The sequence below is a fragment of the Eximiradius sp. genome, assembly GCA_937127445.1.
In the GTDB taxonomy this organism is placed as follows: domain Bacteria; phylum Bacteroidota; class Ignavibacteria; order Kapaibacteriales; family UBA2268; genus JAKIZO01.
Genome location: CAKZLY010000018.1, coordinates 21075 through 36844 on the forward strand (window position 1 = coordinate 21075; position 15770 = coordinate 36844).

Genomic DNA, 15770 nt, shown 5'->3' on the forward strand with positions numbered 1-15770 from the left:
ATTATGGGTGCATTAAGTGATATTTTTTATTTTATAATTGTTATCGGGATATTGGTTCTAATTCACGAATTAGGACATTTTATAGCTGCAAGATTAACAGGTATGAGAGCCGAAGTTTTCTCAATTGGTATGGGATTGAGGCTCTTAGGATACAACAAAGTTACAGGTTTTTCATTTGGGAAACTACCTGATGATATAGATTTGCAAGGGCATACAGATTATAGAATTGCTGCTTTTCCTATTGGGGGATACGTCAAAATTTCAGGTATGGTTGATGAATCAATGGACACTGACTTTACATCCAAACCACCAGAGGGATATGAATTTCGGGCAAAGAATCCGTTTCAAAAAGCATTTGTTCTTTCGGCTGGTGTATTGTTCAATGCTCTGCTTGCAATTGGAATATTTGGAGGAATTATTTTTTTTAATGGAGAACAAACTTTGAATACGGCCACTGTTGGATATATTAAAAAAGAATCAGTTGGTGACTTTTTGGGGTTGGAGCAAGGCGACAAGATTATTTCAATTAACGGTGTTCTTGTTAATAATTGGAACGATGTTATTAAAATTCTGACTACTGAAAAATTTGGGAAAAATCGTGTAGTTGAAGTATTACGCGACAATGAACAAGTTACTTTGAAAGCAGATGGCAGCAAGTTTATCAGACTTCTTTCTGAACAAAAATCGTTAGGCATCGAACCTGAAAACACAAAAACAATTATTCTTGCTTCAATATTCGATAAGCCAGCTCAAAAAGCAGGACTGAAAAAAAATGATACTATTTATTCAATTAATAGTGAACCAATTGGGGCAGTTAGCCAGTTTGTTGATATTTTGAAAGCAAACCCAAACAAAAATCTTTACATTCAATGGAAACGTGGAAATGAAATTTTGGGCGATTCGATAAAGCCAGACGAAAAAGGTACAATCGGAGTTCAAATTGCACAAATCTATCAAGGAAAAACATCTATTAAAGACTATGGATTTGTTGAATCGCTTGTATTTGGATGGAATCAAACAATTTCTTCTGTCAATTTATTATTTAGTTCAATTGGGCAAATAATCAAAGGAAATATGTCCTTTCGTGAATCAATCGGGGGACCTATAATGATTGCAAAGCAAGCCGGTCAGCAGGCAGAACGTGGGTTAATTAGTTTCTTAAGTTTTGTAGCCTTGCTATCGGTTTCTCTTGCTGTATTAAATATTCTGCCATTTCCTGCTCTTGATGGAGGACATTTGATTTTTGTAATTGTTGAAGCAATTATGCGTCGTGAGGTTCCTGTAAAAGTAAAAATGGCTATTCAGCAAGGTGGATTGATTATACTTCTTTTATTTATGGCATTTGTTGTCTATAATGATTTAATGAGATAAACCGATAATCTTGAATTTTTATGGATATTTTATTATTGACAGATAAAAATAATTTTTTCGGGCAAACTCGAAAACCCTGGGTTAGTATTGATACACAAAAGTTCATTTCAAATTTGGCAAATTACGGGATTAAATGTAAGGTTTCAACTTTTCCATTAGTTGCTGTCAATAAAGAAATTCCCAGCAAAGAAATAATTTTCTATCACTTTAGTCAAAAAGAAAATCTACGTTATTTCATAAAAGATGTTGCAGAGGTACTAAATCAACTTAACAATAAACTTGTTCCATCAATTGATTTACTACGTTCACACGAGAATAAAGGTTACCAAGAATTATTAAAAAAAGTTCGAAAAGTCAGTTCACCGGTAGGTTATTACATATCTTCTATAGAAGATATTCATTATTTAGACATACAATTTCCCATTGTTGTAAAAACAATTGATGGTTCTAACGGCAAGGGTGTTTTTCTATGCAAAAATATTCATGATGTTTATAAATATTTGAAGCGGTTCAGAGGTACAAATATTCCCGAGAAATTAGATTTACTAAGACGCAGATATTTTAGAAGAAAGAAAAATTATCCTGAATATCCTGACTACAATAATTACAAAGATTATCTTGAATATAAAGAATATATTACCAAAGATATTAGATTTGCTGTTCAGGAATATATTCCCGAACAAGAGTTTGACTATCGTGTACTTGCTATTTACGATAAATATTACATTATTAAGCGACACACCCGGGCAGGTGATTTTCGTGCAAGTGGTGCAAAGAAATTTGATATAAACTTCGAAATTGATAACAAATTGCTTTCATCAGCCGAGCAGTTCAAAAATGCTTTTCCAGACACACCTTACCTTTCGATGGATATTATATATGATAATCGGGATAATAGCTATAAATTGCTGGAATTCCAAGCTTTGCATTTTGGAATAAATGTAATTGTTAAAAATGATGGCTATTTTATTAAGAAAAATGGTAAATGGGAAAAAGTATACAAACAAAATGCCTTCGAAGATGAACTTGCTTATGGATTGGCAAAGTATTTGGGTGTAAGTGCATAAAGGAAACTGGTAATGGTTTTTTCTGAAATTCTATTGAAAATACCTTATTCATTAGTATGGAAAATCTTTAATATTTTTAGGAAAGACCAATTAATTGCATTTTACTGCCACGAATTATTGGATTACGAAATTTTTCGTAATGTTCATAAATTGCTACCAAAAGTTCAAGTTATAGCAAAAAACAAAAAATTATCAAATGAATTAAAAGCTAAGTACAACATAAATTGCCTGAATTACCCAGCATTTCCCGATGTTGTAATTATGGCACGACACAGCTTACACCTATTCCCCACCCCAAATATAATCAAAATTGGTTTAAGACACGGAGCATATCACTTTAAACAATTTATTTCTGCGGAGAAATACAACAAATTTGATTTATTTCTCTTTACTTCGATTTCAGAAGTTGAGCAAGCTACTAAACTTGGGATTAAAAATGCTGAATATGGTGGTTTCCCTAAATGTGACACACTTTTCGACGGAACCACGAAGAACGCAGCATATAAATTGAAACAAATGCTTGCTTATCCCGGTAAACCAACAATTTTATTTTCTTCCACTTGGGATAAATCTGGTATTGCAGGAGTTCATTTCTGGTACGACAGACTTGAAGAATTATCGAAAAAGTACAATGTAGTGGTAACTTTGCACCCTTGGGTAAGCAAATCAATTGTTGATAGGATAAGAAATACAAAAAATGTCAGATTAATTTCAAACGATGAAATTTATCAATATATGCTCATCTCAGATGCTTTCGTGGCTGATGTTAGCTCGATAATTGCTGAATTTATGTTGGTCGGAAAACCAATTTTTACATTTAAAATACCAATTAAAGGTCGACTATCTGAAGAAATTTATGATTTACTTGAAAAATATACCATTAGAATTTCTAATTTTGACGAATTTAATAAAGAAATTAGCAAAGTATTGCAAGACAAGACTAAAAAATGGGACTATGAAGATTGCTTAAATTTATTTTTTTCAGGCAATTTAGGCCAGCATTCACAAATAATGGCAGATAAAATCAAAGATTTTTTATTGACAAAAGGAATAGAAATTTGACAACCAAAGAGAAAATATTAGTTACAGGAGTTGCAGGATTTATCGGATCGAAAGTAGCCGAATTTCTTCTTAAAAATGGATATTTCGTTGTTGGCATAGATAATATTAATGACTATTACAGCCCAAAATTAAAATTGCATAGATTAAATTTATTACAAAGTTTTAGTGATTTCCAATTTTATAATATTGACATAGAAAATTATGGTGAGCTTGAAAATTTATTTGAAAGCAATAAATTTACATCCGTGATAAACCTCGCTGCTCGTGCTGGTGTTCGTGCAAGTATCGAAAATCCATTTGTATATGTAAATACAAATATTGTGGGCACTCTGAACATTCTCGAATTAATGAAAAAGTATTCTGTTAATAAATTTGTGCTTGCTTCGAGTAGTTCAGTTTACGCTGGCGAGAAAGTGCCTTTTCAGGAAAATATGCGTGTAGATTATCCTATTTCTCAGTACGCTGCAACAAAAAAATCAGTCGAATTAATTGCATACACCTATCATCATTTGTATGGAATTGATGTATCGGTTCTGCGTTTTTTCACTGTTTTTGGACCGGCAGGACGTCCAGATATGAGCTACTTTCAGTTTATCGAGAAAATACGGAAAGGTCTTATAATCACGATTTATGGTAATGGCCATCAGACACGTGACTTTACATATATCGATGATATTGCCAATGGGGTTTTAGCCTCGATGAAACCTCTTGGATATGAAGTTATCAATTTAGGTGGAGGAAGAAACCCAGTTAGTATTAATCATATGATTGAACTTATTGAAAATGCTTTACATCGCAAAGCATTAATTGAATATAAACCGTTTAACAATGCAGATATGAACGAAACAGGTGCGGACATATCCAAAGCCAAAACACTATTGAACTGGCAATCCCAAATTGATTTCGATACTGGGATTGAAAATACAATCAAATGGCATCTTCAAAATGAGAGATTATTAGATAGCTTAGAATAATTATATCATTAGAAATGTAAGCCCAAATTATTGCAAAACGAATACCGAACTACTAAAAGCTTCGAGCGGTATATAATTTTCAACCTTGTTACTTGTATGATTTATTATATCGAAATGATATAATTCAGCTTTAATTTTTAAATCTTTAATAGGTAGTGCAACTTTCTTATGAGAATAGTTTGCAATACATAAAATTTTCTTTTCGACAACAAAAGCCAGCAAGTGGTCGCAAGTATCAAGAAGTTCGAGATTTTCAAATTTTCTTATTTGAAGATGAGATTTCAGTTTTTCCAGTGCTGAATTAACTTGTTGTATGTAAGAAACAATATTATCAGTGTTTTCCCAATCAAGCGTAAGAGCAGAAAAAAGCGGGAGTCTTTCTGTCGGGAACTGTTTGATTTCTTCTTCAGTAAAACCCAAACCGGTGTTGACAGGCAATTTCTCGCCTAACTCAAACCCATTATGAATAAATCTAATAGATGGTAGAAAAGATAGAACCAACCAAATCATTTTAGAAAAATCGTTGCCACCCTCTCTGCTTGCAGCACGCTTAGTATTATGATTTTCAGGAGTAAGGAAAAAATTAATTGGGAATTCTTTTTTTTCAAAATTTCTTATTATTTCCTTCATTTTCCAGCAAATATGACTATCAAACGGAACATATCCCAACACAGCATCGTATCCTTCTTCTTTGGATTTCGAGGTAAGGGTAAAATTTTCTTCCCAAAAAATAAAGTCTGATTTAGTTTTTCTTGCTTCTTCAATGATAGATTTCATTAATTTATCAGGCATTGCGTGTCCCATATCTACCATTGCACCATCTATCCCGAAATGATTTATATAATATGGGATAATTTGCCTTATATGTTCCCAAAGAGAGCAGTTCTCATATTGTTTCTGTTGAAGAATTCGGTCATACATTCTAACAGTATTATATGCAATATAGTTAAAATCAAGATGGTTATGCAATTTGAGATAAGTTACATCTGTCCAAAGAGGTTGATTATCATCAGGAGGCCAATCTGCAAAGGCACTGGGAATTGTAAGTTGCCTGCCATCATCAGCGTACCCAGTAATTTTACCATTTTTTGAATAAGTAACTCTGGATGGTATTTTTGCAAACTTGTTTAGATAATTCGAACTTGGAGAAGGGAGTTTATCAAAATCGCCAAGCTCAATTTTTTGCTTTATCACTTGTAATGTCTCTGTATCAAAATTTGGTGGACGAAACTCTTCACCTGTGTCATATATCCAATAAAACCATTCAGGATGATGTAAAGCAAGCTCACTATCAACCGATGCTGTTCTGAAAACAAATTCCATAATTACTTTCATATCAAGAAGTTTCGCGGCTTCAATAAAGGCTTTAAACTGCTGTTCAGCTGTCATTTCAAAGAGCGGTTCGGCTAAATTTTCGTCTAATTTGTATGGATTATTGATTGAATATGGGCTGCCTAAATTTCCTTTTTTGCGATATTTGCCAATTGAAGTAACTGGCAGCAAATAAATAATTCCAACACCTAACTTTTTTAAATAGGGCAAGATAGCTATACTTTTAATGAAAGTACCTGTCTGACGGAAAGTATCAGCCGGAGAATTGAGAATATCGCCGTTCCCCAGATGGTCAAATGCAGTTGCATATCGAACAAATAGATTATAAACAATTTCGCCGTTAAATGATTTCTCTTTCGATAATTCAAATATTCTTGCTAATCGTTCCGAGAAAAATTCATATGGATTAATATTTATTTTTCGATTAGTATTTTTCTCTAACCAAAGTTCAGGAATGAAATAATTATAATTATATTTTATCCTAAAATTATTTTTCAGATTATTCCATAAACTGTTGAATTCACTCATAAAAACTTTTTATTTTGATTAAAAAAAATTTATTCATATTTTACTTAAAGTTTCCATATTTAAAGGAGAATTTATGAAAATTTTCAGATTTATACTAATTGTAATAGGTGTTTTTATTTTCTTGTTGTTTGCAATCCCTTTTTTTCTACCAAATCGAGCATATTCTGAGCGGGAGATAGTAATTAATAAGCCAGTGGATAGTGTTTATAATTATCTGCTAGATTTCAATAATTTTAGAGATTGGAATCCCTGGACAGAAATGGAAAAAGAATTGGTCCTGACTATAACAAATAACTCTATGGAAGTTGGTTCCAAAATTGAATGGGAGAGCGACACTTTGGGGTCGGGCTATATGGAACGTATTGAAATAGAACAAAACAAATTAATAAAATCCAAAGTAGTTTTTATCAAGCCATGGAAAAGCGAAGCAAACGATATAATGAATTTTGAAAAAGTAAATGACAGAAGCACAAAAGTAAAATGGGGGATGCAAATGGAACTTGAATATCCATTTGGAAGATATTTTAACTTTTTCTATGATGAAATGGTTGGGAAAGACCACGAAAAAGGTCTTACCAAAATAAAAGAATGTTTAGAAAAATAGCAGGGATACATTTGTTGCATCCCTACTTAAAATTTATCATTAATCTAATGGATTTGCATTAAGCCAGCGTTCGCAGTCTATTGCAGCCATACAACCGCTACCAGCAGCAGTTACTGCCTGACGATAAACATGGTCTTGCACATCGCCACAAGCAAAAACACCAGGGATGTTGGTGTATGTTGATTTGCCTTCGGTAATTATGTACCCATTTTCATCTAAATTAATAATATCTTTGAAAATATCTGTGTTTGGTTTGTGTCCGATAGCAATAAAGACACCATCAGCAGAATGCTCGGTGATGTCGTTTGTTTTAACATTCCGGATCTTAATTCCAGTAAGCGATTTTATTCCATTTTTTTCTTCACCAAGAAATTCTTCAACAACAGAATCTAATATAAAACTAATTTTCGGATTAGACTTTGCCCTATCCACCATAATTTTTGAAGCACGAAATTCGTTGCGACGATGAATTACTGTTACTGACGAAGCGTGATTAGTAAGATAAATTGCTTCTTCCAAAGCAGTATCGCCGCCACCTACGACAAACACTTTTTTCCCTCGATAGAAAAAACCATCGCAAGTAGCACAAGCCGAAATCCCAGCACCCCAATATTTCTGTTCAGAAGGAAGTCCCAGTAATTTTGCCGATGCACCAGTTGCAATTATAACAGCTTTACTATTGAATTCCTTCCCATTTGCTGTGTGAATTGTGAATGGTCGTTTTGAAAAATCAACTTTTGTTGCGATCTCGAAGACAGTCCCGGCACCGAAACGCTGAGCTTGACGGCGGAAAATATCCATCATTTCAGGACCTTTGACCCCATTTTCAAAACCAGGGAAATTCTCAACTTCGGTTGTGATTGTAAGTTGTCCGCCTGGCTGTAAACCTTCTAACACTAGCACTTTTAGATTCGCTCTGCTTGCATATAGCGCTGCGGTAAGTCCTGCAGGACCACTTCCCAATACAACAACATCATACATATCCATAAACTACCTTTAATAAATCTTTTATTACAAAATACAGAATAAAGACGATATAAAGACGACTAAGTTTAAATTTTCGCTTTTACAATATAACTATTTGACAACGTCTTTTAGGTATGTTCAATATCTCCCATTTCAAAATGAAAAAAAGTTTGCTCTATTTAATTATCATTTTATTTTCTTTTATCAGTTTGTATCCACAAAGTGAAGGTAGTCGTTTTTCAGTAGGCTTTCTGTATGGTTTAAACAAATACTGGGGCGATTTTACTGACAATCAATTTTGGATGGCAGGCGACCTTACTATGCGTCTTAATTTAACGTCTTCATTTTCATTGCAAGGGACTTTCAATTTAGGTCAAGTTCGCTATAAAATAGACGATAAAGTCCTGCAAAAATATCCTGAATATTTTGGGAATAATGCACAAATTGGAGATATATATCCCAATACTTTGGTAAAAATTCAGGATATGAATTCTATCCGTTGGATAAGCGGAGATGTTACAGCGTCAATTAATCTATTTCCTACACAAAGTTTAGTGCCGTATTTATTTGGTGGAGTTGGATTGATGAACTGGGAACCTAAGGCTGGAAATACTGGCTATGGAGGATCTCTACCAAACAATCAAAATAAAGTTTATGAGAAAAATAAAATTGTATTTCCTGTCGGTCTTGGTTTCGAAATATATCTAACGGATGATTTAGTTTTAAATGCAAAAGGGACTTACCGTTTTGGAATGAGTAAATATTTTGACGATTTATCAAAGAAAGAATCTTCAAATGCAAGCTCATCAGCCGATCAATTAGCTAATTTTGGCCTTGGCTTTTCGTATTATATTTTTGGAGTTGCCGATTATGACAAAGATGGTCTTAGTAATTCAAGAGAACGAGCGTTAGGCAGCGACCCTCGCAATCCTGATACTGATGGAGATGGGATTAGTGATGGGGATGAAGTTTTACAATATTATACTGACCCTCGAAAACCAGATACCGATAGTGATGGGCTAACTGATTATGACGAAATTTTCACTTATAAAACATCACCGATTAAATTTGATACAGATGGCGACGGACTTGGCGATGGAGAAGAGATAGCAAGAAAAACCAACCCATTAATTTTTGATACTGATAGTGATGGGATTGGAGATGGGGATGAAGTAATGAAATTTAAAACCGATCCGTTTAACCCAGATACTGATGGTGATAAATTATCTGATGGGGACGAAGTAAAGATTTATTCAACTAATCCACTTAGCCGAGATACCGACAGCGAAGGTATTTCTGATGGAGACGAAGTCCTTGTTTATAAAACTAATCCACGCAATCCTGATACCGACGGCGATGGGCTAAATGATTATGAAGAAATATTTATCTATAATACTGACCCACTTAATCCAGATACTGATGGCGATGGGCTGAACGATAGCGATGAAGTGAAAACCTATAAAACAAAACCACTGGTAACTGATACCGATGATGACGGGATTTCTGATGGGGATGAAGTATTAAAATACAGAACAAACCCATTACTTGCGGACACCGACAATGATGGATTAACTGATTACGATGAAATTTTTGTCTATAAGACTGACCCGAATAATCGAGATACTGATAATGATAAACTTCCTGATGGAGATGAGATTTTTGTCTATAAAACTAATCCATTGAAGATTGATACAGATGAAGATGTAATTACCGATTATGATGAAATTGTTGTATATAAAACAGATCCGAATAATCGAGATACTGACAAAGATAAACTTTCTGATGGAGATGAAGTTGTAAGAGTGAAAACAGATCCGCTCAATCCCGATACTGATGGGGACGGAATAATTGATGGAGAAGACGATTGTCCTCTTGCCCCCGGTGTCCAGTCAGATGCGAAAGGCAAAAATGGATGTCCTGAACCACCAAAAATCGGTACAAAAACTGACTTCCCTGATATTTTATTTATTGTGAACACTGATTTGTTTAATTTTGAGTATCATGGAACTATTCGTAACCTAATGAGATTGCTTGAATACATTAACCAATGTGATAGCCTACAAGTATCAATTGAAGGACATGCCTCCGAGGAAGGAAATCCAAAGCGTAATCAGGAATTATCAGATTTGCGTGCTAAAAAAGTGCGTCAATGGCTTATCGAGCAAGGTGTTCCGGAATATAAAATTGCAAGGACAATAGGATTTGGTTCATCAAGACCGAAAATTCAAGAACCAAGAGGTGCTGCGCTAAGAAAAATTTCACGAGATGAACTTGAAAACATTCGTAAACAAAACAGGAGAATTACAATAGAAGTTGTCCGAACTTGCGATTGAGAAAAAAGTATAAGATTAGAGTAAATTATTTTATATTTAAGAAAAATCCCCGCATATCGTCGGGGATTTTTCTTAATCACTATATCTTAATTAATTTATTTAAACATATTCTTTAATTTCAATTTCGCCTTTCAAACCATAGTAAACGCCTTCGGATAATGCTTGCATCTCGTCTTCGCCAGGATATACATAAACAGGCGCAATAAACTTAACGTGTTCTGTTAAGTATTCAGCAAGAGGCTTGGAACGAGCCATTCCGCCAGTTATTAGTATTGCATCGACTTTTCCGCAAACTATTGGAGCAAGCGAACCAATTTCCCTTGCAACTTGATATGCCATAGCAAAGAAAACTTTCCGGGCTTCTTCATCATTTTTCTCTAATGCACGGATTTCGACTTCATAGGCATCGTTAGTGCCAAGATAAGCCACAAAGCCACCTTTGCCAGTAATCATTTTTTTTACTTCCTGAAGTTCATATTTACCAGAATAGCAGAGGCTCACTAAATCGCCAACAGGAAGTGAACCAGAACGCTCTGGTGAGAACGGACCATCACCGTCTAATGCGTTGTTCACTTCAATAACTTTACCATTTTTATGCAAACCAACAGAAATTCCACCACCAAGATGAACTACAATGAGAGTGAGTTCATTATATTTTTGGGAATGTTCGCGAGCAAAGCGTCTTGCTACAGCCTTTTGATTTAAAGCGTGGAATATACTTCTTCTTGGCAGCAGTGGATGTCCAGAAAATCTTGCTAATTCATCAAGTTCATCAACAACAACCGGATCAACAATAAAAGCATTATTTTCGCAACCGGCAGCTTTTGCAATTTCGTATGCAATCAGTCCACCAAGATTCGATGCATGTTCACCCTGTAATCCCTTTTTCAGGTCGTTTATCATTGTTTGATTAACGCGATAAACTCCACCGGGAATTGGTTTAAGCAATCCACCACGCCCAACCACAGCGTCAAAAGAATGAACATCTACACCATTCTGCTCGAGAAATTCTAAAATAACTTTTTTTCTAAAATCGTATTGATCAATTATTTTATGAAAAGGCGACAATTCTTCTGTACTGTGTTTAAGATTTTGAACGAAGATAGGGTTTAAATCCTCATAGACAGCAATTTTTGTAGATGTTGAACCGGGATTGATTGATAATATTTTCATAATTACACTCCTAATCAGAAATAGATGTTGATAATGCTATTGACATAAGTTTACTTTTATCGCTATCTGCACGTGAAGTGAGTACAATTGGACAAGCGGCACCAAGAATAGTGGCGGCAACAGTTGCACCAGCGAAATATGTGAAGCACTTGTAAAGAACATTCCCAATTTCAATATTTGGTGCAAAAAGTAAATCGGCATCACCAGCAACAGGACTTTCAATACCTTTGTGTTGAGTTGCTTCGAATGAAACGGCATTATCGAAAGCCAAGGGTCCATCGATAGTGCAACCTTTAATTTGCTTACGTCTATTCATCTGAGTAATAATTGCCGCGTGAAGCGTGTTTTCCATTTTTGGGTTAACAGTCTCGACAGCTCCAAGCAAAGCAACTTTTGGACAGTTAACACCAATTTTATGAAATGCAGAAATAGCATTTTTCAAAATAGAAATTTTTTCTTCAAGAGTAGGACATATATTTTGAGCAGCATCGGTAAGAGCGATTACTTTGTGGTAAGCAGGTACTTCGAAGAAACCGATATGGCTAAGCAATTCATCCTTTCGTAAGCCTTGCTCGCGATTTAGCACTGCGCGTAGAAAATCAGCAGTAGAAACAAGCCCTTTCATTAAAATTTGTGCAGCATTTTCACGCACCAAACCAACAGCTTTGCAAGCAGCTTTGGCAGGATCTTTCTCCTCAATAATTTCAAAATGAGAAATATCCAATTTTAATTCATCAGCAAAATGCTTTATTTTCTCTGTGTTACCAACTAAAAGACCATCTACTATTCCTTCTTTTTCAGCAGTTGTAATAGCTTGAAGAACGGGTTCGTCTTCGGCAGCAGCAACTACAACTTTGCGTTTAGGACGGCTTTTAGCGATTTGCAAAAACAAGTCTAAAGATTTGATTTCCATTAGTTTTTCCTAAATATATTTTGCAAAAAACTCATTTTATATAAATAATAAATATACATCATAAGTCCATAATATAAAAGGAAATTCTTAATTATTATTTTCTACTTATAATGATAAATTATTCATAAATACTTAATAAAATCAAATCGAGCTTAAAAATAACATTTACATTGATAATTTATTTTGAAAAATAGTTAATATTTTGTAACTTTTCACAAGATTTAGGTTTTAAATGATAAGAAATATAATCTATTCGGAGTATTTATGAAAAAGTTCGTACTAATTTTATTATCGTTTGTATTTATCTTTTCATCTTGTAAGGAAGAAAAAGTAGCACTATCACCAGAAAGAATTAAAATTGAAAAAGACAAAGTATTAGAAACAATCAGATCTTTCCACACAGCATACGAAAAGAAGGATTTTGGTGCAATGATACCAACTTTGGCAGGAGAAGTTGTGTTTTTTGGGACTGATTCAGGTGAAGTAATTACCACTTTTTCTGACTACAAACAAAAAATGCTCGAACAATGGCAAGAATATGACATAATGAAGTACGGTGAACCTTACGATGTATTTATCGAAATGGATCCATTTGGAAATTTTGCTTCGATTATCTATGGCGTTCAATTATATGTTAAAAAGCAGAATTACGAAAATACTTACCAAGTAAGAGCTGCAAGAACTTTACGTCGCGAAAAGGATAAATGGGTAATTGTAAGCGGAATTGTAAGTATTCCACGTTCTCCAGCAGAATCCCAAATTGGTCAGAAAAATATTCAACAATAACTTGGATAAGTCCAAATAATTAACAAAAGAGGCTGCCTCGAAAAGAGACAGCCTCTTTTTTATATAATTCGAAAAATTTCGATTATGCGCTAAGTATTTCTCTCATATCTTGTTCAACTGTCGTTATTGGTGTAATATTATATGTTTTAACAAGAAAGTCTATAATTTCAGGTTCTAAAAATGCAGGGAGTGATGGGCCAAGTTTAATATTTTTGATGCCTAAATACAAAAGAGTGAGAAGAATAGCAACTGCTTTTTGTTCGTACCAAGATAAAATTAAAGACAAAGGAAGGCTATTGACATCAGTTTTGAAAGCTTCGGCTAATGCTACTGCTATTTTGATTGCAGAATATGCATCGTTGCACTGACCTACATCAAGCAAGCGAGGCAATCCTGCAACTTCACCAAATTCATATTTATTAAAGCGGAATTTTCCACAAGCAAGAGTCAAAATCATGGTATCCTTTGGAGCAGTTGTTGCAAATTCAGTATAATAATTTCTTCCGCTTTTAGCGCCGTCGCACCCACCAATCAGGAAGAAATGTCTAATTTCACCGTTTTTCACAGCTTCTATGACTTTATCTGCAACTCCCAAAACAGCATTATGAGCGAAGCCAGTCATCGTATATTTTTCTTCACCATCTTCAACAAACCCTTCGCAAGCAAGAGCTTCTTCAATTAACTCAGAAAAATCATATTTTTTTATGTAGCGAACACCTTCCCAAGCAACAAGTCCTGAGGTGAAAATACGTTTTTTATAACTTTCACGTGGTTTTTGAATACAATTCGTTGTCATTAGAATTGCACCAGGGAATTCATCAAATTCTTGCTGCTGATCTTGCCAAGCACCACCATAATTTCCAACAAGGTGTTTGAATTTTTTTAGTTCGGGATAACCGTGGGCTGGTAGCATTTCTCCGTGAGTATATATATTTATATCTTTACCTTCGGTTTGTTTAAGCAATTCATACAAATCTTTTAAATCATGCCCAGACACTAATATAGCCTTTCCTTTGACGGGGGTAATCCTCACTTTTGTCGGGATAGGATTGCCATAACTACCAGTATTAGCATGATCGAGCAATTCCATAACTCTAAAATTCAGTTCTCCGACTTTGAGCGCCATTGGAACTAATTCATCAATAGTATGCTCGTAATTCATAAGATCGACAATTTCGATAATTTCGTCAAGCAATTTTTCGTCAGTATAGCCAAGTATATAGGCGTGGTCAGCGTAAGCTGCTAATCCTTTTATTCCATAAATGATAAGTTCCTCCATACCTGCTACAGCCCGACCTACTTCTTCCTTGCGTTTCTCGATTGAAATAGTATTACCGAATTCAAGCATTAAATCATCATCATCTATGTATTGAAATTTTTCGGATTTACGAATATGAGGTTTATCTTCGCAAGCGTTAAATTGTTTTCTTAGTTCATCTATCATTCCAGAAATTTTTCGAGTTATTTCTTTTACACGTGAAGCATCAAAATTGACATTAGTAACTGTGGTGAATAATCCTTCGATGATAGCAATTTTGTGTTCAAGACAAACTAAATTGTTTCCTTTCATCTTGTTTAAGTAATAAGCAAGCCCTTTAATTGCAAACATCAAAACATCTTGGAAGATAGCGGTTTTGTTGTCTTTACCACAAACTCCAACATTAGTGTGGCACCCACCTTTTCCTGTTTGTTCACATTGGTAGCAATACATTTAATTTCTCCTTAATTTTTAAATAAAATTTGTTTGTTTATTAGTTCACCTTCTATTGAAAGTATGTGTTCTTCAATTGTAAGATTTTGTTTGCCGCTCATTCGTGCTGCTTCAACTACTATATAGCTAAGTCCGCCACAACAAGGAACTTCTATTCTCACTACTATTGCTTTAGGGATGTTGTTGTGTTCAAAAATTGCAGTTAATTTTGGAATATAGGGATCGGTTCTATCGAGCTTAGGACAAGCAACAACTACACTACGGTTCTTGATATATTCTTCGTGAACATTTGCATTTACAATTGGACCGCAGGTAGACATTATGACCATTTCTCGATCGTTGAAAAATGAGGCGATGGGATTTACCAGATGAAGTTGAACAGGCCACTGCTCTAATCGCGAAGGCATTTGTTCTTTGTTTTTCTCGACAGTATCAATTTTAGGTCGCTTTATTTCTCTTGCCATCGAACCTGGACAACCGCAAGCCATAGTATTTTTTTTGTCTTCGAATTCGACTTTAATTCCTTTTTCTTTTAGATATTCCATTGCCTGATTGAAATATGTCGTTTCATTATGGTCTTTTAAATGTTCTAAGTGAGCTTGCAAAACTCTAATAGAATTATCATTAAGCAATTTCTCAACTACTTTAATTTCATCATAAGGTTCAGCCTCACGTTCAACAACAGTTATTGCACCTTCTGGACACTCACCGATACAAGCTCCGAGACCATCACAGAAAATTTCATTAATAAGCCGAGCTTTACCATCGATAATCTGGATAGCACCTTCATTGCAAGCAGTTACGCAAATACCACAACCGTTGCACTTTTCTTCATTAATTTCTATCACTTTTCGTAACATATTTTTCTCCTTCTTGATAATCAGATAAAAAAATCCGATATTAAAAACGATCAAAAAAATCTGATATTGTAAAAAAAATTCAAAAAAAAA

At 34.4% G+C, this 15770-nt stretch carries 13 protein-coding genes; 7 read left to right on the forward strand and 6 right to left on the reverse strand.

The genetic code is table 11. From position 1 onward, the window contains the following. Positions 1-3: 3 nt before the first annotated feature. Genes rseP through AC6QZF_RS05570 form a run of 4 tightly spaced genes read left to right on the forward strand, consistent with a single transcriptional unit; the run spans position 4 to position 4474 of the window. Complete coding sequence (gene rseP / locus AC6QZF_RS05555; protein ID WP_499798885.1) at positions 4-1371, forward strand: RIP metalloprotease RseP; 1368 nt, start codon at positions 4-6, stop codon at positions 1369-1371. Positions 1372-1391: 20 nt separating this feature from the next. Then, positions 1392-2438 (forward strand): ATP-grasp domain-containing protein, encoded by a 1047-nt coding sequence (locus tag AC6QZF_RS05560; RefSeq protein WP_499798886.1) that lies wholly within the window; start codon positions 1392-1394, stop codon positions 2436-2438. 12 nt (positions 2439-2450) lie between these two features. After that, entirely contained in the window at positions 2451-3500 is a 1050-nt protein-coding gene (locus tag AC6QZF_RS05565; protein WP_499798887.1) for a CDP-glycerol glycerophosphotransferase family protein, read from the forward strand. Beyond that, positions 3497-4474: a GDP-mannose 4,6-dehydratase gene (locus AC6QZF_RS05570; protein WP_499798888.1), complete on the forward strand. Its 978-nt coding sequence runs from the start codon at positions 3497-3499 to the stop codon at positions 4472-4474. Before AC6QZF_RS05565 ends, AC6QZF_RS05570 begins: the two co-directional genes overlap by 4 nt. 27 nt (positions 4475-4501) lie before the next feature. Here AC6QZF_RS05570 and AC6QZF_RS05575 read toward each other — a convergent pair whose 3' ends face one another. Beyond that, complete coding sequence (locus AC6QZF_RS05575) at positions 4502-6334, reverse strand: alpha-amylase family protein (RefSeq protein ID WP_499798889.1); 1833 nt, start codon at positions 6332-6334, stop codon at positions 4502-4504. 73 nt (positions 6335-6407) lie between these two features. Between AC6QZF_RS05575 and AC6QZF_RS05580 the strand changes: the two genes are divergently transcribed. Beyond that, entirely contained in the window at positions 6408-6938 is a 531-nt protein-coding gene (locus tag AC6QZF_RS05580) for an SRPBCC family protein (protein WP_499798890.1), read from the forward strand. Between the two features lie 39 nt (positions 6939-6977). Here AC6QZF_RS05580 and trxB read toward each other — a convergent pair whose 3' ends face one another. Next, positions 6978-7925: a thioredoxin-disulfide reductase gene (gene trxB / locus AC6QZF_RS05585; RefSeq protein WP_499798891.1), complete on the reverse strand. Its 948-nt coding sequence runs from the start codon at positions 7923-7925 to the stop codon at positions 6978-6980. A 137-nt stretch (positions 7926-8062) separates the two neighbouring features. On the opposite strand from trxB, the gene AC6QZF_RS05590 reads away from it, so the two are divergent. Next, positions 8063-10237, forward strand: coding sequence for an OmpA family protein (locus AC6QZF_RS05590; RefSeq protein WP_499798892.1), 2175 nt, complete (start codon positions 8063-8065; stop codon positions 10235-10237). A 99-nt stretch (positions 10238-10336) separates the two neighbouring features. On the opposite strand, the gene buk is transcribed toward AC6QZF_RS05590, so the two are convergent. Both buk and AC6QZF_RS05600 read right to left on the reverse strand, forming a co-directional pair. Further along, entirely contained in the window at positions 10337-11410 is a 1074-nt protein-coding gene (gene buk, locus AC6QZF_RS05595; protein WP_499798893.1) for a butyrate kinase, read from the reverse strand. 10 nt (positions 11411-11420) lie between these two features. Beyond that, positions 11421-12323, reverse strand: a complete 903-nt coding sequence (locus AC6QZF_RS05600; protein ID WP_499798894.1) for a bifunctional enoyl-CoA hydratase/phosphate acetyltransferase — start codon at positions 12321-12323, stop codon at positions 11421-11423. A gap of 264 nt (positions 12324-12587) precedes the next feature. On the opposite strand from AC6QZF_RS05600, the gene AC6QZF_RS05605 reads away from it, so the two are divergent. Further along, positions 12588-13109: a nuclear transport factor 2 family protein gene (locus AC6QZF_RS05605; RefSeq protein ID WP_499798895.1), complete on the forward strand. Its 522-nt coding sequence runs from the start codon at positions 12588-12590 to the stop codon at positions 13107-13109. Positions 13110-13191: 82 nt separating this feature from the next. Here AC6QZF_RS05605 and hcp read toward each other — a convergent pair whose 3' ends face one another. Further along, complete coding sequence (gene hcp, locus AC6QZF_RS05610) at positions 13192-14820, reverse strand: hydroxylamine reductase (RefSeq protein WP_499798896.1); 1629 nt, start codon at positions 14818-14820, stop codon at positions 13192-13194. 11 nt (positions 14821-14831) lie between these two features. Beyond that, on the reverse strand, positions 14832-15680 hold the full coding sequence (locus AC6QZF_RS05615; protein WP_499798897.1) for an ATP-binding protein: 849 nt from the start codon (positions 15678-15680) through the stop codon (positions 14832-14834). Positions 15681-15770: the final 90 nt, after the last annotated feature.